This is a genomic window from Gluconobacter frateurii, from assembly GCF_002723955.1.
GTDB lineage: Bacteria > Pseudomonadota > Alphaproteobacteria > Acetobacterales > Acetobacteraceae > Gluconobacter > Gluconobacter frateurii.
The window spans coordinates 273,247-291,741 of record NZ_BEWN01000005.1; the positions used below are offsets into that span (position 1 = coordinate 273,247).

Sequence of the window (18,495 nt, forward strand, 5' to 3'; positions counted from 1 at the left end):
GTCGTTCTGAAATCAGAAAGATAATGATGCCCGAGTATGAACGGATTTACAGCTAAACACTGATAGCCATTTCATTATCGGACGTTCTCACTAAGAACACTGTCTGCAGCAAAAAGCCCTGGGTGACTCGGATCGATCTCGCCGGCTCGATAAAGACGCACAGTGAGCTCATCTCTTGGCTCCGAAAGCTGATAGGTTTTACGAGCCTGTTTCGACCCATATGACGACGACGGGCCGGGAACCTGGGTCTTTTGCTCGTCCAAGACCACGAAATACTGATAACCAGCATTCTTTGCTGTCGCTGCAGCAGAGCGGAATACCGCCTGCTGTACACTGCTCATTGTGTCTGTCCCTGCCCCGGCCCCTGAGATGACCGCCGTATGATCGTCAAGCATCCGCGGCGTAGCTTGCACAGTGCTGAAGGCCTCTCCAAGACCTGTGCATCCAGCCGAGAAAGAGAAGAGGCCCATGATGGTGGCCTTTTTCCATGTCTGCTTCATAAGGTTTCTCCTCGGGCGCGGACCAGATATTCACTATTTTGTTGTATAGCCGCCGTTGATCAGAATGGTCTGTCCCGTCATCCACCAGCCTTCCGAAACAAGAAAGCGAACAAATGGCGCAATATCCTCGATATCTGTCAGTCCCGTCTTGCTCAATGCAGAGAGTGCGGCGGCAGATTTATGATAGGCCACTGCGTCGGGGGCTTCCTGACCATAAAAAAACGGGGTGTCCATCGGGCCTGGACCAATGGCATTCACGGAAATGCCACGCGCACCATATTCCTTTGAAGCCGCACGGGTAAAATGTTCAACTGCCGCCTTAGAGCCGGCATATGTGGAATAAAATGGCGTATAAGCTCCAAGCAGTGACGTTACGAGTGTCAGGAGTTTGCCGTTGTCATTAAGATGGATACCTGCTTCCTTGATAAAGAAATAAGCAGCTTTCGTATTCACCGCGAACATCGCATCGAACTCGTCTTCCGACGTATCGGCGATAGGCTTCTTCAACACTTTACCAACTGTATTGATGGCAATATCCGGCTTGCCGATAGCGGCAACTGTATCGGCGAAAAGTTTTGTGTTGGCTGCAGCCGTTGTGAGGTCCGCCTGAAAAGACACTGCCTGAACACCTGCCGCCTTTAGATCGGTAACAGTCTTATCTGCGTCCTGTTTCGAGGCTGGGCTATTGTAATGGATCGCAATAGCCTTGGCGCCTGCAGCCGCTAGTTCACGGGCAATCAGGCCGCCGAGATTCTTTGCTCCCCCTGCGATCAGAACGGTTTTTCCCTTGATACTGTGATCTGCCATGATCCTGTCTCTCCGTAAGGTTCAGAACGTGTCTGGCACGCTTTCCGTTCAGAAAGATTATCATTCGTGATATCGTTATAAATGCCTCTTTTCTGATAACACTTGTCAGAAAATCAGAACAAACCAAGGCGGATGTATCGACATTGGACAGGATCGACCTTTTCCGGATTTTCGCACGTGTCGTGGAAACAGCAAGTTTCACACGCACTGCTGACACGTTGAAAATGCCCCGGTCGACCATTTCGGTTGCGATCCAGGAACTGGAAACACGAGTGGGAACGCGCTTGCTGGCGCGCACAACCCGTTCCGTTTCCGTTACACCAGACGGGGCGGCCTTTTATGACCACTGCCTCCGGATTGTGACCGAGGTAGAAGAGGTCGAGGCTCTGTTCAGTCAGGATGCGGTTCGTCCACAAGGCGTCCTGCGGGTCAATATTCCCGGTCGAATTGGGCGGCTGATCATCGCACCTGCATTGCCGGATTTTCTGGAATCCTACCCCGGAATTGACATTGAACTCGGAATGACAGATCGGGCTGTCAATCTGATCGAGGATGGGATTGACTGCGTTCTGCGCGTAGGGCCACTACAGGATTCCGGCTTGGTTGGGCGTAAGATTTGCGACCTTGAACTTATTAATGTGGCAAGCCCTGACTATATCAGACGATTTGGTTCCCCTACTTGCCCGGATGATCTGGGTCAGCATCATGTCATCCGTTACGCCTCACCAACATCCGGTCGCGTAGAGGACTGGGAGTGGGTCGAAAATGGCGAAGTACGTTTGAAACCTGTCAAAGGACGCGTTACTGTCAACAGCGCAGAAGCGTCTATCGCATGTTGCCTCTCAGGGCTGGGATTGATCCAGATTCCGGCCTATGATGTCAAAAATCATCTCGCCGCGGGAGATCTTGTGGAAGTGATGCCGGACTGGCGCGCTGAAGGCCTCCCGATGACCATTCTTTATCCGCATCGCAAACATCTTTCGCGTCGCGTCCAGGCATTTGTAGAGTGGGTCGTACCGCTGCTGAACAGTTCTCTTTGAACACCTTCAGTCTGGAAGTTTAGCATCGCGCTTTGAACTGAGGCTTCCTCCCAAAAGAGGGAAGGAAGCCTCAAATCGATAGGCTAACTTCAAACGAGATGTAGCTTCTTACCGCCAAGTTCTCCGGTCAGGAACTGCGCGCGCCCCAGCCCAAAGGACCAATGGGCATCCTCGTTTTCCACGACCGAAACCATGACATCCGAAGAAGAAATTCCACATTCTCTTTCGAGATATTCCGTAAGCAGTTTATAGAACAGAGCCGTCTTTTCTTCACCGCGTGGACGGCTGAACATCTGGACGACCACGACTTTTTCAGTACGGGGAATACCGAGACCCGTGTCTTCGACAATCATGCGGGACGGCTTGTATTCCGAGACGAGTTGATAGCGGTCACCACGGGGCACCTCGAAAGCTTCCAGCATGGCTTCATGAGCCGCATCCAGAAGCGTCTTGATCTCCGCATCCGTGCGGCCTTCGAGTATATGAAAATGAAGGAGTGGCATGGTCTTTTCTCCAGCTTTGATTGAAATGGTTCAGGAAATTATCTGCCATTGCCGTTCCCGATGGGAGCGGACAGCAATGTCGATGATTTTCTGAATTTCCCATGCTTCCCGGAAATCCGGACTGCTGGGTTCGCCACGATCGATGGCACGAATGAATTCTGCCATTTCGATCGTCTTGATGTCGTTGAAGCCAAGATGGTGGCCCTGCGCAACGCAGAACTCACCATATGGCGGATGTTGCGGACCTGTTTCGATCAATCGGAATCCGTTTGATCGACTATCATCACCCGCTTTGTAATAGAGCAGTTCATTCATGCGTTCCTGCGTGAACGAAAGCGCGCCCTTGCTGCCAGAAATTTCGAATTCCAACTGCATTTTGCGACCGGTTGCCAGCCAGTTCGCTTGGATGGTTCCCGAGCATCCACGTTCAAAAGTGACGATCATTCGCGCGACATCGTCCACGTTGATCTCTTTGAGTTCGGATGCTCCCGGATAAGCAGGACGCTGCTTCACCACTGTATCAAGCTGGGCAAAGATTGACGTCAAAGGACCCAGCAAGAAACGGGAAATCGAAATGATGTGACTTCCGACATCTGCCAGCGCGCCCGTCCCGCCGGCCGGATCGCAGCGCCAGCTATAAGGCGACAGGGGATCAGACATGAAGTCTTCCGCGTGGATCCCGTTAAAGGCGTAAATCTCCCCGAGTTCTCCCGACGCTATAAAATCACGAGCATATTTCAGGAGGGGATTCTTCAGATAATTGAAGCCACTCTGCGTCCTGACACCGGCCTTTTCAGCCGCCTGAACAATCTCCCAGGCTTCGGATGCTGTAGGAGACAGCGGCTTCTCGCAATGAACATGTTTGCCTGCGGCGATAGCAGCCAATGCCATTTCACGATGCAAAAGCGTAGGCGTCGTAATGGAAACGATGTCGATCTCCGGATTGTTGACGACCTCCTGCCAATCCTGCGTGTATGAGGCAAAACCGAACTGACGCTGGAAAAGACGCGCACGCTCCCCATCAATGTCTGCAATTTTGTGCAGCACCGGCCGGGAAATATCTTCAAAAACATTCCCCGCTGCCTGATACGCCAAGGCGTGGGCCTTCCCCATGAAACCCGTGCCAATCAGGCCAATTTTAAGAGTATTCATTGATATCACTCCTGACCTGACACCACAGGAACAACCGGAGCACTAACCGGCGTAACGACGGGTGCAGCGCCAGGACGACGGCTCAGCATGACGGCCTCGATCTTCTCCAGAGAAACGCCTTTGGTCTCAGGCACATACTTGAGAACGAACCACATGCACACGAGGCACAGACCGGCAAAGAGCCACATGGAAAATGCGCCATGAAAATGCTCGTTCAGGAACTTGTTTTCGCTCAGCATTGGAAAGGTCTGGCTGACCACGAAATTCATGGTCCACTGGCAGGATACGGCAATGCTCATCCCAATTGAACGAATGGCATTCGGGAAGATTTCAGCCACCAGAACCCAGGTCACAGGCCCCCAGGACATACCGAAAGCAAACATGAAGACCAGCATACCGATCAGCGCCAGCAAGCCTGTGGTCTGCGTATAAAGCGCCCATGAAACAGTCAGAAGACCAAGGCACATCACCACAGACCCGACACGGATCAGGGGCAGACGTCCTTTTCGATCAATAATCCAGGCCCCAAGCATTGCCCCGCAGACCGAAACCACGCCAATCCAGATTGTCTGAAACAGTGCAGCCTGGATACCACCGCTCGTGGTCTTCAGAACCATGGGGGCGTAATACATGATGACATTCACGCCAGTGAGCTGTTGAAGCAGTGCAATCATGGCACCGACGAAAATGATCCATTTCGCACCATCTCGTTTTAAAACCGAAACACTGTCACGCGCGTCCATTTCAATATTAGCGACGGACTCACGGATTTCCCCCAGCAGCGAATGAGCGTGCTGTTCATTGGAAATCCGTTTCAGCGTCGTGAGAGCCTCTTCATCCCGCCCGCGCAGGACGTGCCACCGAGGTGATTCCGGGATCAAAAAGATCGTTGCACAGAAAATGACGCACGGTACGATTTCCGATGCAATCATCCAGCGCCAGCCAACATCTCTCAACCATTCTGTCGAAGCACTTCTGGCGATAAGATAGTTCACAACGAAGACAATGACCTGCCCGAAGACAATAGCAAACTGCTCCATGGTCAGAGCACGACCACGCATGTCCTTTGGTGAGACTTCCGACATGTACATCGGTGAGACTGCCGAAGCGACGCCCACCGCAACGCCACCAATCATGCGGTAAATAACAAACCACAGAAAGCTGTGAACGAGCGCAGCCCCGAGAGCCGAGATCGTGAACAGAATGGCGCACACAAAAAGCGTGACACGTCGCCCCAGTCTATGCGCCATCCAACCGGACAGGGCAGCACCGATGATGCAGCCAACAACCACATTCGAAACTGCCCATCCCGTCTCCGCCGGAGAGAGCTGGAAATAGTCGCGCAGGGAGTCAATTGCGCCCGAAATGACGGACGTATCGTATCCGAAGAGGATACCCCCGAGCGCTGCGACGGCACAGATACGAAGAACATATTTTACATCATGTCGTTCAGACTGAACGAACACGACATCCTTGATAGTAGCCATGATTTCTACTCCATCACTAAGAAGCATTTCTCTCTTGGTGACTGGTTGGCCTTGTCGTTTCCTGTTGAAGTACCCTGCCGTGCAGGTTTTCTTTAGCGCTCAATATGGAAGATGCGCCTGATCGGGATCCATGGAGAATTTCCACGCCCGGCGCGGTCCCGCCATCATATTGAGATAATAAAGGTCGAACCCATGCGGCGCGCCGACCGGATGGTACCCTTTCGGAACCATAACGGTATCCCGATCGGAAACAGCCATGGTCTCATCAAGGGAACCGTCCTTCGTATAGACGCGCTGCAGAGCAAAACCGCTGCCCCGTTTCAAGCGATGATAATATGTTTCCTCAAGATAGGTCTCATTGGGAAAATCATCGGTATCATGCTTGTGGGGCGGGTAGCTGGACCAGTGACCGCCAGGGGTAATGACTTCGACAACGAGCAGCGTTTCCGCCGGTGCTGTATCCGGAAGGATATTCCGGATCAGCCGCTCGTTTGTTCCTGTGCCCCGTGCAATCTCGCCCGCTTCTTCCGGAGGGATAAGTCGTGCCGGATATTTTCCGGACGCAGGGGAACGGCACACTGCCAGCTCCACATCCGTCTCGGCTTCAGCACGCCACACCGTTGCCGGAGGAAGGTACACCGACCACGGCAGCCCATCGAATGGACTCATCCGCTCTCCCAGCACACCAAAATCCTGCTCCGCACCTTCGATACGGGCACGACCGCTCACCAGAACGAGACAAACCTCGGTTCGGTCCGTGGCTTCCGAAACCGTTTCACCGGCCTTGAGTGACATCACTTCAAAGCCGATGTAATCCCACCCAGCCTGTTCTGGCGTCAGATTGATAATCCGACGATTTTCATCGCGTGGGTGAGCGTGAATCAGGAGGCGCGAAGACATGATAGATGCCCCGTCTGTGAAAGGATATTAACCAGATAGTTTCGTCCCATCCGGGCATAGGTCAGCGGACTGACCTCTTTCGAATACTGTTCCGCCTCAAGAACAACCCAGCCGGAATAGTCTGGAATTTCTGCGAACACCTTGCCGTAGTCGATGCAACCATCACCCGGGACAGTGAAGACATCCCCCATGATCGCCTGCAGAAAGCTCCAGTCTTCCGCATCCGCCGTGGCCCGATTGGCTGGCCGCAAATCTTTCACATGCACATGGCGAATACGGTCACGATAGACCTTCGCCAGTTCTGCCGGATCCGAACCACCCCAAAGAGCATGACCCGTATCAAGCAGCAGCTTCACGGAAGGCCCGGTCAGCGTCATGAGGGCATCAATGTCCTGGCGAGACTGAACAACGGTACCCATGTGATGATGGTAAACAAAGTCCATTCCTGCGGCAGCCACGGCATCAGCCATCAGCGTCATGCGACGTGTAAATTCCGGCCACTCCTTTTCTGCCAGAACAGGACGTCGGGAAAGCGGAATACTGACATCTGAATGAATGGCATTCGACGTTTCCGCAGCGATGAAGACCGGGGCTCCCAGAGCTTTGAGAAGCTGCAGATGCGGCTGCATCCGCTCGATCTCTTCTTCCGCGCTTCGAACCAGAAGCTCCGTCGAATACCAGCCGGAAATCAGTTCCAGTCCATATGACGCAAGCACAGATTCCAGCTCAGAGGCCGCTGTTGGAAACTTGTTCCCCAGTTCCATCCCCTCAATCCCTGCCTCCCGCGCTTCAGACAGGCAGGTGTCCAAAGAAATATCACCACCCAGAGACGGCATATCGTCGTTGCTCCAGATAATGGGATTGGCACCAATTCTAATAGGCATTGAAGACTCCCGGCCTTCACTGAAGGCCTCACTTCCTGTGTTCAGTTTCAATTCCCGATGCGCTGACCAACCCGCAACCGTTCGTAGGTTGTGCGAGCTTCCCGAACTGCCTCCCGCGTTGACACTTCCGGAACCGCGACATCCCACCATGTGCCACCATCATCCGTGATCGCTTTCGGGTCGGTATCAATTACAATCACCGTCGTACGATCTGCAGTTCTGGCGCGCTGTACGGCTGCCGAAAGTTCCGCAGGCCCCGAGACTTTTTCCGCCCTAGCGCCCAGACCTTGCGCCAGTTGAATAAAGTCGATTTCCGGCATCACTACCTGAGTGCAGTTTTCCAGAAGGTTGTTGAACGGTGCCCCGCCGACCGCCTGCTGAAGCCGGTTAATGCAGCCATAGCCCCGGTTATTCAGGAGGACGACTGTCAGCTTCTGACCCAGCATCACGGATGTTGCGATCTCGGAATTCAGCATGAGGTAAGAGCCGTCACCAAGCATGACGGTCACATTCCTGCTGGGATCCGCCATTTTGACGCCCAAAGCACCTGCCAGCTCATATCCCATGCAGGAAAAGCCGTATTCCATGTGATATCCACCCGGCAGACCGGGGCGCCAGTGTTTCTGGAGTTCAGCAGGCAGCCCCCCAGCAGCACAGACCACAATATCGCTCGACTGAGCCACGCGCTGCACGGCCCCAACCACTTGCGCATCGCTCGGCAGGGCTTCCTGCGAAGCAGACGGCTCAGCCTGATAGCGCAGGGAACTTTCCGACCATGCCTCCAGACCGTTTCTGGCTTTCTGCGTCCAATCCGGATCAGCTTTCCAGCCCGAAAGATAACTTTCCAGCGCTCTCAGCCCCACGCGTGCATCCGCCACAAGCGGGGTCGCAAGATGCTTTGTCGCGTCTGCAACCTGCACATTCAGGGTGACAATCTTCACGGACGGATTATGAAAAATCCCCCAGGACCCCGTGGTGAAATCCTGAAGACGGGTTCCCACGGCGATAATGAGATCCGCCTCTTCCGCAAGTTCATTGGCCGCTGAAGTCCCAGCCACCCCGAGGCCACCCATATTCAAAGGATGATCTGGCAGCAGCGATGATTTTCCGGCCTGCGTTTCACCCGACGGCACGCCGTGGCGGTTACAGAACTCCGCTAACGCCCGCTCTGCACCAGAATAGAGAACACCTCCCCCTGCGATGACCAATGGCTTGCTGGACTCACGGATCAGCGCCGCAGCGTCCACCAGTTCACGTTCGTCGGGTTCAGCCCGGCGGATACGATGAATACGGTCCGCAAAGAAGCTTTCCGGATAATCAAACGCTTCCGCCTGAACATCCTGGCATAGAGACAGCGTGACCGGCCCGCACTCCGCCGGATCAGTCAGAACCGTCATAGCGCGATTAAACGCCGGAATGATCTGCTCCGGTCGCGTGATGCGGTCAAAGTACCGCGACACGGACCGGAACGCGTCATTCGCACTGACTGTGCCATCACCAAAATCCTCGATCTGCTGAAGCACAGGATCAGGAATACGATTGGCGAACACGTCCCCCGGCAGAAGCAGCAAAGGTAGTCGGTTGACGTGCGCCACGGCCGCGCCCGTCACCATGTTCAACGCACCGGGACCGATCGAACTTGTACAGGCCATGGCACGACGACGACGGGATGCCTTGGCAAAAGCCGTCGCAACATGCGTCATGCCCTGCTCATTATGAGCACGCCAGGTGACCAGTTCATCACGGGACGCATGGAGCGCCTCTCCGAGACCGGCAACGTTGCCGTGCCCGAAAATCGCCCAGACGCCCGCAAAGAATGGCTCTATCCGGCCGTCTATTTCGGTCTTCTGTGCGATCATGGCGCGCACCAGAGCCTGAGCCATCGTCAGGCGTATCGTTTTCATTGTGATATCCTTCCGGGCATTCGCTCAGGCCGCACTCTGGTGAGGCAGAGGACGTCCCCTGCTCTGCCAGGCCGCCACAAAATGCTCGAAACGACGCGCCAACTCGTCTCTGGCTTCGCTATCCGAAAGCTCGCCCGCAAGCCATGCGCGCGCCGGATCGCTGAAAATGGTACGGCCGATCGCAAAGCCTTTGACCCAGGGCGTTGCTGTAGTTTTACGGAATGCCTCTTCCAGGTCCGCTATAGGCGCATCCAGTCCAAGGAGCAGAATACCCCGGCAGAACGGATCACGCTTTTCGATAACCTCACCAATCTTTGCCCACGCAGCTTCCGATGGCTGGGACTCAAGCTTCCACCAGTCAGGCTGAATGCCGATGTCATAAAGCCGCTCAAGCACGCGAGAAACAGTATCCCCCTTGAGTTCACCATGTTTCCCGGCGATGATTTCCAGCAATAGCTCCCGCCCTTGCAGACGACAGGCCTCATAAGCCCGACGGAGTTCGCGCTCCTGATGCAGCTTCAGATCATCGCTATCATCCGGATGATAGAAGCAGAGACATTTGATGACCTGGTCCTTTGGCCATTCGATAAGCGAAGTACCGAGACTGCCCTGCCCTTCGAAATCCAACGGACGTGAGCCAGTTTTTTCAATAGGTCGGGCTGTCCAAAGATTATCGTCAGCGGCTCGGAAAAGGGCGTCCTGCCCATACCGGCCATCCATGAAAACTCCGAAGCCTTCCCGGCCGTTTGCGACCCGCGCCGCCGCCTCGACAGCCAAAATCTTGAAACGTGAGATCTTGCTGAATGGCGCTCCGACAGCAGTTGCCATGTCTTCGAGCTGCAGTCGGTGGTCGCAGGCCAAAGCCATGACTGGGAAAGCCTGCTTCCTGCGGGTCGTGACCCAATGCAGATGATTCAGGGCTGCATCATATCTCAGAGCCCGATGGGTGGACCCATGGGAAAGGAAATAGTCCAACTCTTTCCAGCTTGGAATTTCAGAGGAGCAAAGCAGACGCGAAACTGCAAAAGCCCCGCAAGCATTCGCGTACCGGCAACATTCCGACAATGCCTCATCCCGTAGCCACCCTCGCAGGAAGCCGGACATGAAGGCGTCTCCTGCTCCGAGCGTATTGTAGACCTCCACCGGAAAGCCTGGACCACTAATTCCCTTGTCGAGACTGTCAGGAATTGCATCGTCGAAAACAACACAGCCCATTGGTCCCCGCTTGCAGACAATGGTGCCCGCAGAAACAGCCCTGATGTTCCGGATAGCTTCCAGCGTATCTTCACTGCCGCCCGCGATATGCAGCTCTTCTTCCGTACCAACGATCAGGTCACAATCCGGAAGAATATCCTGAAGATGCGCCGTCACATTTTCAGAACGAACGTAACGCGCCTCGCCGTCTCCGATACCAGCCAGCCCCCAGAGATTGGGTCGATAATCCACATCAAAAGCAATGCGACCACCCACCTCCCGAATCAGCTTCATGGCCTTTCGCTGTGCTGCCGCGGCTTCCGGTCGCGCAAAATGCGTTCCGGTGACCACAATGGCCCGGGCACGCTGAATGAAGGCTGGATCAATATCCCCCTCATTCAATGCAGCATCAGCGCAGTCGGTCCGGTAAAACAGGAGAGGGAAACTGTCCCGGTTTTTGACACCTAAAATCGCCAGCGCCGTAAATCGGTCCGGATCCGTATGAATGCCATCAACCGCAACACCTTCACGGACCATCTGTTCCTGAATAAACCGCCCGAAATGTTCATTCCCAACGCGGGTAACGATCCCGGACTTCAGTCCAAGGCGAACCGTTCCGATTGCAATATTGGCAGGGCAACCGCCAACCGCTTTGCTGAAACTGGCCATATCTTCAAGCCGACTGCCAATCTGCTGCCCGTAGAGGTCCACAGAGGCGCGGCCAATAGTGATAACATCAAGATCTGGAGACATCGCAGGATACACCTTCATCGTGTCTGAACATTCCCTTGAAATGGAATATTTATTCTATTCCCACACACTCAACTCACCCGCAATCTGATTTTTTGTTATATATATCACGTTTTAATGATATTGGTCTCGTTGTTACGTTATATATCGGGCTTTATGTCACATATTGATGACGATTCTCCCACAAGCCATATCGTTATGGAATATATTTTCCGTTATAAAATGAAGACGTTTCCTTAGCTTTCTTCTAGACTTCCCGGATAATGAGACCGCCACCGACAGCGCGCGTGAGATGACAGGGAAGCCTCGGCTGAACCACTATGACTGACCGATACCAAACGTTCTCAGCCGAACTGAAAGAACGATATGCGTCTCTCCCCCCCCGCCTGAAACAGCTTGCCGACCTTGTCTCCAGCAATGCAGACGATGTTGCGCACTGGACCGTCAGTACCCTCGCCCATCACGCCAATGTTCAGCCTTCCACCGTCGTTCGTTTTTCGCGCACTTTTGGATTTCAGGGATACTCTGATTTTCAGGCCATTTTCCGGGAGAGGCTCCGTGGGCTGGCATCATCTTACCCAGAGCGGCTCCAGACCCTGAAAACTCCGGAAGATACCGGGCACTCCGCGATCAACCTGCTAACCGGGTTCCATCGCGCCGCCGTTACGTCCCTGAATATTCTTCAGGAAAAGACTAACCCTCTCCTGCTGAACCGGGCTGTCGACATTCTGGCAAACGGTCGTTGCATTCATATTCTTGGACTGCGCCGCTCCATGCCCGTGGCGCGGTACTTCGCCTATCTACTCGCCAAAATGGCTATTCCTCATCAGGTCATCGGCATGGAAAGCGGTATGGAAGAAGAAGCACTTCTCACCGCAACCCCTGATGATGCTGCTCTCATTATCAGCTATGCGTCCTATGCGCCCAAGACAGTTGAACTGTTTCAAAAGCTGGAAGAACGCGGCGTACCTATAGTCTCCCTGACAGACAACAGAAACAGCCCGGTCATTCCAAAATCCGGCATCTGGCTTCAGGTTGCAGAGGCTGATTTCCACGGCTTCCGCTCCAATGCCGCTTCGGTTGTGATGATCATGACGCTTGCCACGGCGATCGGGAATTATCAGCGCGCTACTTGACACAATACGCCTGCATTCGACGCCATATTGCCTCTGCGTGAGGCATGCGCAGGACATTTTGCGCCGACTACCTAAGCACAGTCACGCCAAAGTATTTCATCTCAGAGATAATCCCGACATACGGAAGAAAAAAAGCCTGACTATATCGTCAGGACCAGGGGCGAATTTTTCGACCTCTCCGAAAAATTCAACAAGAGAAACCTACCCATGCAGGCGTGCACAAATAAAGACCATCGCGTCCAGAAGAAGATATGTCTTCCTGATCTCACCCTCACCAGGAAAAATTTTGTTTCCCTCGAAGAGGTATTCACAACACCATCGCCCGAGGGACGTGCTGCCATGGGAAGCTCTGAGCCCTCATCTCGGCAACATCAGCATTTTTCCTTGAAAAAATTTCTCTCGCGTATGTTACGCAGCGCGCCCTGGATGTTCTTGTTAATGTATACAGTCTTTTTTATTATTCTTTCGATCTTCTACGGATTTAACTGATATCTTCAGTATCAATAAATAAGATAAAATCTCATTATTGAGATAATTCATTCATACAGCAATACAGGAGAGGCACAAACCTCCCCCTTAAAAGCACTTTCTGTACATAATCAGGGCAGACTGAAAAATCATTCCTCCTGCGCTAGCAAACGCGTAGCGCGCGAAAGCGCCATGATCGGGAAAAGCTGTCGGTAGAGATCATAACGCAACATGAATGCCCGTGAGAGTTCTGCCCCCTGCATGAGACGCTTTGACAACGCCGGGTCATCCAGTTTGATGGTCTGACCAACACCGTATCCTGGGAACCCTGTGCCGGTGAACTCCTCTTCCGCCCAGCTTCCGTCCGCTTCCTGCCGGTCAATCAGATAACGGCACCCTTTGGCAATGGCTCCATAATCCTGAGGACGCGCAGCCGCGATCAGCCCCATCAAGGCCCAAGCGGTCTGAGAAGGCGTTGTTGCTCCATGCCCTATGGACGAAATATCCATATAAGACGCGCAACTTTCACCCCATCCACCATCGTCCTGCTGGTGTGAAATCAGCCAGTCGCAGGCTTTTGCGATGTAAGGCTGTGACATATCTTCACCGATGGCAGCCAGAGCAGGCAGGACCGCCCCCGTGCCATACAGGTAATTCACGCCCCACCGACCAAACCAAGATCCCTGCGGATCCTGCTCCGCCCGAACGTAAGCAAGGGCCTTCTGAACAACAGGCAGATCACGCGACACGCCCAGAAGACCAAAGGCTTCCAGAATATGAGCGGTCACATCCACCGATGGCGGATCAAGAGCTTCCCCGAAGTCACAGAACGGAATTTTCGAGAGCAGGCTCTTGTTGTTGTCCTTATCAAAAGCTCCCCAGCCGCCGCACGAACTCTGCATGGCGATCAGCCAGTTCACCGCCCGTGCAATTGCCTCATCAACACCTTTTCGCTTCCACTCTTCCCGGTGGCGGCAGAATGACAATGCAATCAGCGCAACAGCCGTGTCGTCGGTATCCGGATATTGGTCATTTGCATATTCAAACGACCATCCCCCCGGTTCCACATCAGGCAGCTTGACGGACCAGTCCCCTTTAACGCGCACCTGTCGATCCAGAAGCCAGCCAAGTGCCTTGTCCATTTCGGGCGTAAAGCGTTCCTGAGCATTGGCGTCATACAACGCCATCAGAGCCAGCATGGTGTCCCAGACAGGGCTATTCGTCGCCTGAATCCACGATGCCTCCCCCTTGTCATAGCGCCAGCCGGGATCATCCAGCGCGGCAAGAGCCTTGGCCATTACAGGGTGATGGAACTGGTAGCCTTCGCCATGCAACGCCATCAGGCCGTATACCCATGGTGGCTGGATACCACCCCACCCTCCATCTGCATCCTGATGCCGGATGATCCATTCCAGCATGTGCCGAACCGCTGCTTCACGAATGGTATTGCGCTTGAGAAATTTAGTTTGGAGCCAATGCAGCCCTTTGTCCGTCGTCCGGAAAAAGCTGGACCATGCGTCCCTCCCTTCTTTTTTGGGAAGGGTATAATCGAACCGCTTACGCCCTTCCGGAAACAACGCATCCAAACGATCCTGCGGACGCAAAGGACGACTAGGACGACGTGCAGACAAAATGGCGAGTGGTGCCAGGGTCGCACGTGCCCATTGTGCAAAATTATAAATGGAAAAAACGAAATTATCCGGAAACCAGATGATCTCAGGAGGAAGATTAGGTGTTTTTTCCCAAGGCCATTCACCAATAAGAGCGAGCCAATATCGGGTAAACACGCGAATGTTTTTCAGGCCGCCTTTTTCAGCAATCCATGTGCTGGCTTTTTGAAGAGCCGGATGATCCGCGGGGTACCCCAATGATCGTAAAGCGGCATAGGCTTCTACCGTGGCGTTGATATCGCCATTGCCTGCGCCGAAATAAATTCCCCAGGACCCGTCTTCGCGCTGCATTTCAAGAAGGGCATTGCCCAGCCGAGGGCGAAGTGGATGATCTTCAAGGCCCAGAAACCACAGAGCAAGACACCACTCAGCTTCCATGGACGCATTGGACTTAACAGATCCAACCCAGTGACCATCTCCCTTCTGCTGTCCAATCAACCAGTCACAGGCGGAAGACACAGTATGAGCCAGACTATTACTCATACCTTTGAGTATTGGCGCATTCATCCTACAAACACCCATACAATATATAAAATCATGCTTCTGGCAGCTTCTTATCAGCCTCACCTGATAGCGTCAGCCTCTGAATATCAGCATAAACAGCATTCCATTCTGCTTCCTGCATATCAATGAAGCCAAAACTACGAAGACAGAATGCCCCCTCTGCCGCGAAAATCATGGCGCGTATCTTTCTGGCTTCGGTGGACTGGCACGCATCAGATTTCAGCCACCCTGAATACCAGTCTCTTACTTTCTGCAAATGGCCAGGAGACTGTAGCAAAGTAATGAGCATCCCCACCATACGGGCCCGTGTTGCATCATCAATCTGGCTACAGACCTGAACATAAGCCCGCGCACGATCAGACGCACTTGCATCTAGGGGGACATGCCTGAGCACCTCGGCATCAAAGGCAGAAATCCAACGATCAATCAGCGCGGCAATCAGGTCATCTTTACTGCCAAAGCAGTATTGCAGGCCACCCTTGGTAATACCGGCTTCTTTGGAAACAGCATCCAGGGTCAGGGCTGTAGCACCTCCCTCCCGAACGAGACGTTCCGCACATTCCATAACCTGATCGCGATTAATGGTTCTGGGACGCGCCATAAACTTCTCTGCTAGTTTCATTCCGTCTGTATGGAATTAAACCAGCAATTTTTCCTTGGCAAGACCGCTCGTGCGGCCGGATGTAGTGCCGACGCAGATCGTTAACTTTACTTATAGAGAGGTTCGTACTCTGAAGACAAAGCAGCCAATGCGCCTGAACATTAATACCGTATCAAAGAATAATAGACTTTTTATTCTGTTTTTTTTCAGAGAGAGGAGCTGCCATACAAGTGGCAAGCTCCTCCTTCCAGTAACGTGTTTTAAGCTGGCTTGCGCGAATTGGCAGCGGCCACGAATTTACCCCATTTCACAAGGGTTTCCGTGCAATCCGTCCGATCGAGCTTACACTCGATGAGGGTAGGACCACGTGTATTCTTTCGAGCCTTTTCAATAGCCTCCGCAAGTTCTGCGCCAGTCGTAGCGTGAAGGCCCAGACCATATTTTCCGCTTTCCTCACCCGGGACACCCTGGTTGAAGCAGTTGATCAGGGCAGCGTAATCCCAGTTCTGGATATAGTTGTATGGGCCGTCATGGATCTTGATCTCGATGACATAACCATAATTGTTGATAAGGAAAATAATGACCGGCAGTTCGTACCGGATCATCTGTGCCACTTCCTGCGCCGTAAGCTGAAACGACCCGTCTCCAACCATCAGCACATGCTGGCGATCGGGGGACGCCATGGCGTTACCAAACATGGACGGCACCGACCAACCAATGTGCCCCCACTGCATCTCGGACTCGACTTTAGCGCCTTCAGGCAGGTTCATGCGAATGGCATTGAACCAGGAGTCACCCGTTTCAGCGTAAAGCGTCGTCTTGCTATCAACCAATGCATTGATCTGACGGGTCATTTCATCATTGGTCAAAGGTGCGGCTGGATCTTTTTCCGGCAGCGTGACGGGTTTGTATGGCACTGCCAGCGAAGCAGACTTCTTTGGGGCGTCCTTGGTCAGAGCAACGACAAACTCTTTCAGACTAAAGCCTTCGAAAGTTTTCCCAGCAACCGTTACGCGATGCGGCTCAACTTCCAGAACCCGCTCACCGCGAACCAGATCACGCCAGCCAACGGAGGAGTAGTCGTTCCAGACAGGCGCCAGAGTAATGACTGCATCCGCCTTCTTCACAACGTCTTCAACACCGGGGCTACTGACTTCACCCCAGTAGACACCCCTGAAACCCGGATGCGTTTCAGGGAAGAAGCTCTTGGCCGCAGCCATAACCGTCACTGCGCAACCCAGTTTGTCAGCAAGAGCGACTGTTTCATCCAATGCTTCGCTAGCGCGCAGCTTGCTCCCAACGAGAATGACCACATTCTCGGCCTTCTCCAGAAAACCAAGGCTTTCTGTGAGCGCAGCCTTCAGGCTGTCCTGATCCGGGGTAAGCTGGGACAACAGCGAAGAAACGGGTCCTGGGCGAACACAAGGCTGGCTCGCCACATTACAGGCGATCTCCAGGTAAGCCGGCTTCTTTTCCCGCAGCGCCGTACGAATGACGTGATCAATTTTCTCGGGTGCAGTCTCGGCTGATGTGATGCTTTCGGCGGCACAAGTGACGTGCTTCGCCATTTCCATCTGGTAATTGTATTCTGTGGTTCCGATCGTGTGATGCAGAACACGTCCGGAGCCATGGTCATTGGAATTGGGCGCACCTGAAATCAGGATAACCGGAAGGTTTTCCGCATAGGATCCGCCCAGACCATTCATCGCAGAAATCGCACCCACGCTGAATGTCACAACGGCAGCAGCAGCTCCGTTGGCACGCGCATAACCTTCAGCTGCAAAACTGCAGTTCAGCTCATTACAGTCATAGATCTGCTTCATTCCGCCATGCTCGATCAACTGATCGAGCAGGATCAGATTATAGTCACCCGCAACAGCAAAGTGATGCTTGAGGCCAATCTGCGTCAGCCGTTCAGCAAGGTAATGTCCAACAGTAAAAGCCATGATCCGGTCCTCAGAAATTTTCTGAGGCCTAGGGTGCGCGCCCTTTGTCCTGCCGTCCAATATATAGTTGAAGCGGTTTCCATATATAATTAATATGGATAAATGGATTTACGCCATTTACGATACTTCGTCGCCATCGCAGATCACGGAAGCTTTACGCAGGCTGCGGAGGCTCTGCATATTGAGCAGCCCCCCTTGAGCCAGCAGATCAAAGCTCTTGAAGCTGAACTTGGTCTCAAGCTTTTCACGCGATCCAGAAGGGGCGCCTCCCTGACGGATGCAGGAGAGCAACTTCTTGAGCAGGCACGAACGATCCTGACGCTTGAGCGTCAGTTTCATCTTCTCGCCCAGGGCATGGCCCGGGGCGAACAGGGGCGCCTGAGAATTGGCATGGCTGGCGCCGTAGCGATGCTTCCCCTGATTCCACGCGCCATCCGTGCTTTTCGGGAACGGTGGCCGGAAATCCTGATCACGCTGGAAGAAAGTAATACCCCGGCTCTTTGCGAAGCTCTGCGCGAACGCCGTGTTGACATTGCTATTGTTCGCCCCCCCGTTCCAGACCCGGTCATCTCACTTCATCCTCTGCTGGACGAACCGACAATGATCGCCATTCCGAAAGGCCATCCTCTTTCGGAGCATCACACACTCAAGCTGTCTGACGTCGCAAATGAGCCGTTCCTCATTTTTGACCGTAGAATTGGTCCTGGTTTTTACGATGCCATTATTGCCGCCTGTCAGCAGGCAGGATTCACACCCCATTTCGGACAATCCGCTCCTCAGATTGCCGCTACGGTTCCGATGGTGGCTGCAGGTCTCGGTGTATCCGTCGTTCCCGCATATCTCAGCCAGATCCACGCGGATGGAGCAACTTTTCATCCGATTTCCGGCCCTGCTCCCCGCGCAACAATTTCACTCGCATCCCGCGATCCTGACCTGACTGGCCCCAGCTCCAATTTTCATCAGATTCTTCTCAAACTTGCCGAAGCCTCATCACGAGCATGAGGTGCGACATCCCTTCACATACCAGATTGACAGATACTTACGTTTGT

15 protein-coding genes are annotated in these 18,495 nt (G+C 53.5%); 3 read left to right on the top strand and 12 right to left on the bottom strand.

What is annotated here, in order from left to right:
* Nucleotides 1-74 precede the first annotated feature (74 nt).
* Both GFR01_RS14135 and GFR01_RS14140 read right to left on the bottom strand, forming a co-directional pair.
* On the bottom strand, nucleotides 75-500 hold the full coding sequence (locus GFR01_RS14135; RefSeq protein ID WP_099182943.1) for a hypothetical protein: 426 nt from the start codon (nucleotides 498-500) through the stop codon (nucleotides 75-77).
* Nucleotides 501-533: 33 nt separating this feature from the next.
* Entirely contained in the window at nucleotides 534-1,307 is a 774-nt protein-coding gene (locus tag GFR01_RS14140) for an SDR family oxidoreductase (protein WP_099182944.1), read from the bottom strand.
* A gap of 143 nt (nucleotides 1,308-1,450) precedes the next feature.
* On the opposite strand from GFR01_RS14140, the gene GFR01_RS14145 reads away from it, so the two are divergent.
* Nucleotides 1,451-2,347: a LysR family transcriptional regulator gene (locus GFR01_RS14145; protein WP_099182945.1), complete on the top strand. Its 897-nt coding sequence runs from the start codon at nucleotides 1,451-1,453 to the stop codon at nucleotides 2,345-2,347.
* Nucleotides 2,348-2,436: 89 nt separating this feature from the next.
* Here GFR01_RS14145 and GFR01_RS14150 read toward each other — a convergent pair whose 3' ends face one another.
* The 7 genes from GFR01_RS14150 to GFR01_RS14180 all read right to left on the bottom strand — a co-directional run bounded on the left by GFR01_RS14150 (nucleotide 2,437) and on the right by GFR01_RS14180 (nucleotide 11,142).
* Nucleotides 2,437-2,850 carry a tautomerase family protein gene (locus GFR01_RS14150; protein WP_099182946.1) on the bottom strand — a complete coding sequence of 138 codons (414 nt, stop codon included), beginning with the start codon at nucleotides 2,848-2,850 and terminating at the stop codon, nucleotides 2,437-2,439.
* 30 nt (nucleotides 2,851-2,880) lie between these two features.
* Nucleotides 2,881-4,002, bottom strand: coding sequence for a Gfo/Idh/MocA family protein (locus tag GFR01_RS14155; RefSeq protein WP_099182947.1), 1,122 nt, complete (start codon nucleotides 4,000-4,002; stop codon nucleotides 2,881-2,883).
* Between the two features lie 5 nt (nucleotides 4,003-4,007).
* The gene (locus tag GFR01_RS14160) at nucleotides 4,008-5,489 is read right to left on the bottom strand and encodes a sugar porter family MFS transporter (RefSeq protein ID WP_099183025.1); all 1,482 of its coding nucleotides are present in this window, start codon (nucleotides 5,487-5,489) and stop codon (nucleotides 4,008-4,010) included.
* A gap of 99 nt (nucleotides 5,490-5,588) precedes the next feature.
* A complete protein-coding gene (gene iolB, locus GFR01_RS14165; RefSeq protein WP_099182948.1) occupies nucleotides 5,589-6,389 on the bottom strand; it encodes a 5-deoxy-glucuronate isomerase in 801 nt (266 codons plus the stop codon).
* The gene (iolE, locus tag GFR01_RS14170; RefSeq protein ID WP_099182949.1) at nucleotides 6,371-7,273 is read right to left on the bottom strand and encodes a myo-inosose-2 dehydratase; all 903 of its coding nucleotides are present in this window, start codon (nucleotides 7,271-7,273) and stop codon (nucleotides 6,371-6,373) included. Before iolE ends, iolB begins: the two co-directional genes overlap by 19 nt.
* A 47-nt stretch (nucleotides 7,274-7,320) precedes the next feature.
* Nucleotides 7,321-9,177, bottom strand: a complete 1,857-nt coding sequence (gene iolD / locus GFR01_RS14175) for a 3D-(3,5/4)-trihydroxycyclohexane-1,2-dione acylhydrolase (decyclizing) (RefSeq protein ID WP_099182950.1) — start codon at nucleotides 9,175-9,177, stop codon at nucleotides 7,321-7,323.
* Between the two features lie 24 nt (nucleotides 9,178-9,201).
* Entirely contained in the window at nucleotides 9,202-11,142 is a 1,941-nt protein-coding gene (locus GFR01_RS14180; RefSeq protein ID WP_099182951.1) for a bifunctional 5-dehydro-2-deoxygluconokinase/5-dehydro-2-deoxyphosphogluconate aldolase, read from the bottom strand.
* A gap of 299 nt (nucleotides 11,143-11,441) precedes the next feature.
* Between GFR01_RS14180 and GFR01_RS14185 the strand changes: the two genes are divergently transcribed.
* Nucleotides 11,442-12,257, top strand: coding sequence for a MurR/RpiR family transcriptional regulator (locus GFR01_RS14185; protein WP_063905177.1), 816 nt, complete (start codon nucleotides 11,442-11,444; stop codon nucleotides 12,255-12,257).
* Between the two features lie 617 nt (nucleotides 12,258-12,874).
* Here GFR01_RS14185 and shc read toward each other — a convergent pair.
* The 3 genes from shc to GFR01_RS14205 form a co-directional block, all read right to left on the bottom strand.
* Nucleotides 12,875-14,917 (bottom strand): squalene--hopene cyclase, encoded by a 2,043-nt coding sequence (gene shc, locus GFR01_RS14195; RefSeq protein ID WP_244902307.1) that lies wholly within the window; start codon nucleotides 14,915-14,917, stop codon nucleotides 12,875-12,877.
* Between the two features lie 13 nt (nucleotides 14,918-14,930).
* Nucleotides 14,931-15,500 carry a TetR/AcrR family transcriptional regulator gene (locus tag GFR01_RS14200; RefSeq protein WP_099183026.1) on the bottom strand — a complete coding sequence of 190 codons (570 nt, stop codon included), beginning with the start codon at nucleotides 15,498-15,500 and terminating at the stop codon, nucleotides 14,931-14,933.
* A 260-nt stretch (nucleotides 15,501-15,760) separates the two neighbouring features.
* Nucleotides 15,761-17,446 (bottom strand): alpha-keto acid decarboxylase family protein, encoded by a 1,686-nt coding sequence (locus GFR01_RS14205; protein WP_099182954.1) that lies wholly within the window; start codon nucleotides 17,444-17,446, stop codon nucleotides 15,761-15,763.
* A gap of 102 nt (nucleotides 17,447-17,548) precedes the next feature.
* On the opposite strand from GFR01_RS14205, the gene GFR01_RS14210 reads away from it, so the two are divergent.
* On the top strand, nucleotides 17,549-18,448 hold the full coding sequence (locus GFR01_RS14210) for a LysR family transcriptional regulator (protein ID WP_063905173.1): 900 nt from the start codon (nucleotides 17,549-17,551) through the stop codon (nucleotides 18,446-18,448).
* Nucleotides 18,449-18,495 lie beyond the last annotated feature (47 nt).

Coding starts and splice junctions, on each gene's coding strand:
- shc (WP_244902307.1), bottom strand. CDS start 14,917: ATGGGTGTTTGTAGGATGAATGCGCCAATACTCAAAGGTATGAGTAAT.
- GFR01_RS14140 (WP_099182944.1), bottom strand. CDS start 1,307: ATGGCAGATCACAGTATCAAGGGAAAAACCGTTCTGATCGCAGGGGGA.
- iolE (WP_099182949.1), bottom strand. CDS start 7,273: ATGCCTATTAGAATTGGTGCCAATCCCATTATCTGGAGCAACGACGAT.
- GFR01_RS14155 (WP_099182947.1), bottom strand. CDS start 4,002: ATGAATACTCTTAAAATTGGCCTGATTGGCACGGGTTTCATGGGGAAG.
- iolD (WP_099182950.1), bottom strand. CDS start 9,177: ATGAAAACGATACGCCTGACGATGGCTCAGGCTCTGGTGCGCGCCATG.
- GFR01_RS14135 (WP_099182943.1), bottom strand. CDS start 500: ATGAAGCAGACATGGAAAAAGGCCACCATCATGGGCCTCTTCTCTTTC.
- GFR01_RS14160 (WP_099183025.1), bottom strand. CDS start 5,489: ATGGCTACTATCAAGGATGTCGTGTTCGTTCAGTCTGAACGACATGAT.
- GFR01_RS14180 (WP_099182951.1), bottom strand. CDS start 11,142: ATGAAGGTGTATCCTGCGATGTCTCCAGATCTTGATGTTATCACTATT.
- iolB (WP_099182948.1), bottom strand. CDS start 6,389: ATGTCTTCGCGCCTCCTGATTCACGCTCACCCACGCGATGAAAATCGT.
- GFR01_RS14185 (WP_063905177.1), top strand. CDS start 11,442: ATGACTGACCGATACCAAACGTTCTCAGCCGAACTGAAAGAACGATAT.
- GFR01_RS14150 (WP_099182946.1), bottom strand. CDS start 2,850: ATGCCACTCCTTCATTTTCATATACTCGAAGGCCGCACGGATGCGGAG.
- GFR01_RS14210 (WP_063905173.1), top strand. CDS start 17,549: ATGGATTTACGCCATTTACGATACTTCGTCGCCATCGCAGATCACGGA.
- GFR01_RS14205 (WP_099182954.1), bottom strand. CDS start 17,446: ATGGCTTTTACTGTTGGACATTACCTTGCTGAACGGCTGACGCAGATT.
- GFR01_RS14200 (WP_099183026.1), bottom strand. CDS start 15,500: ATGGCGCGTCCCAGAACCATTAATCGCGATCAGGTTATGGAATGTGCG.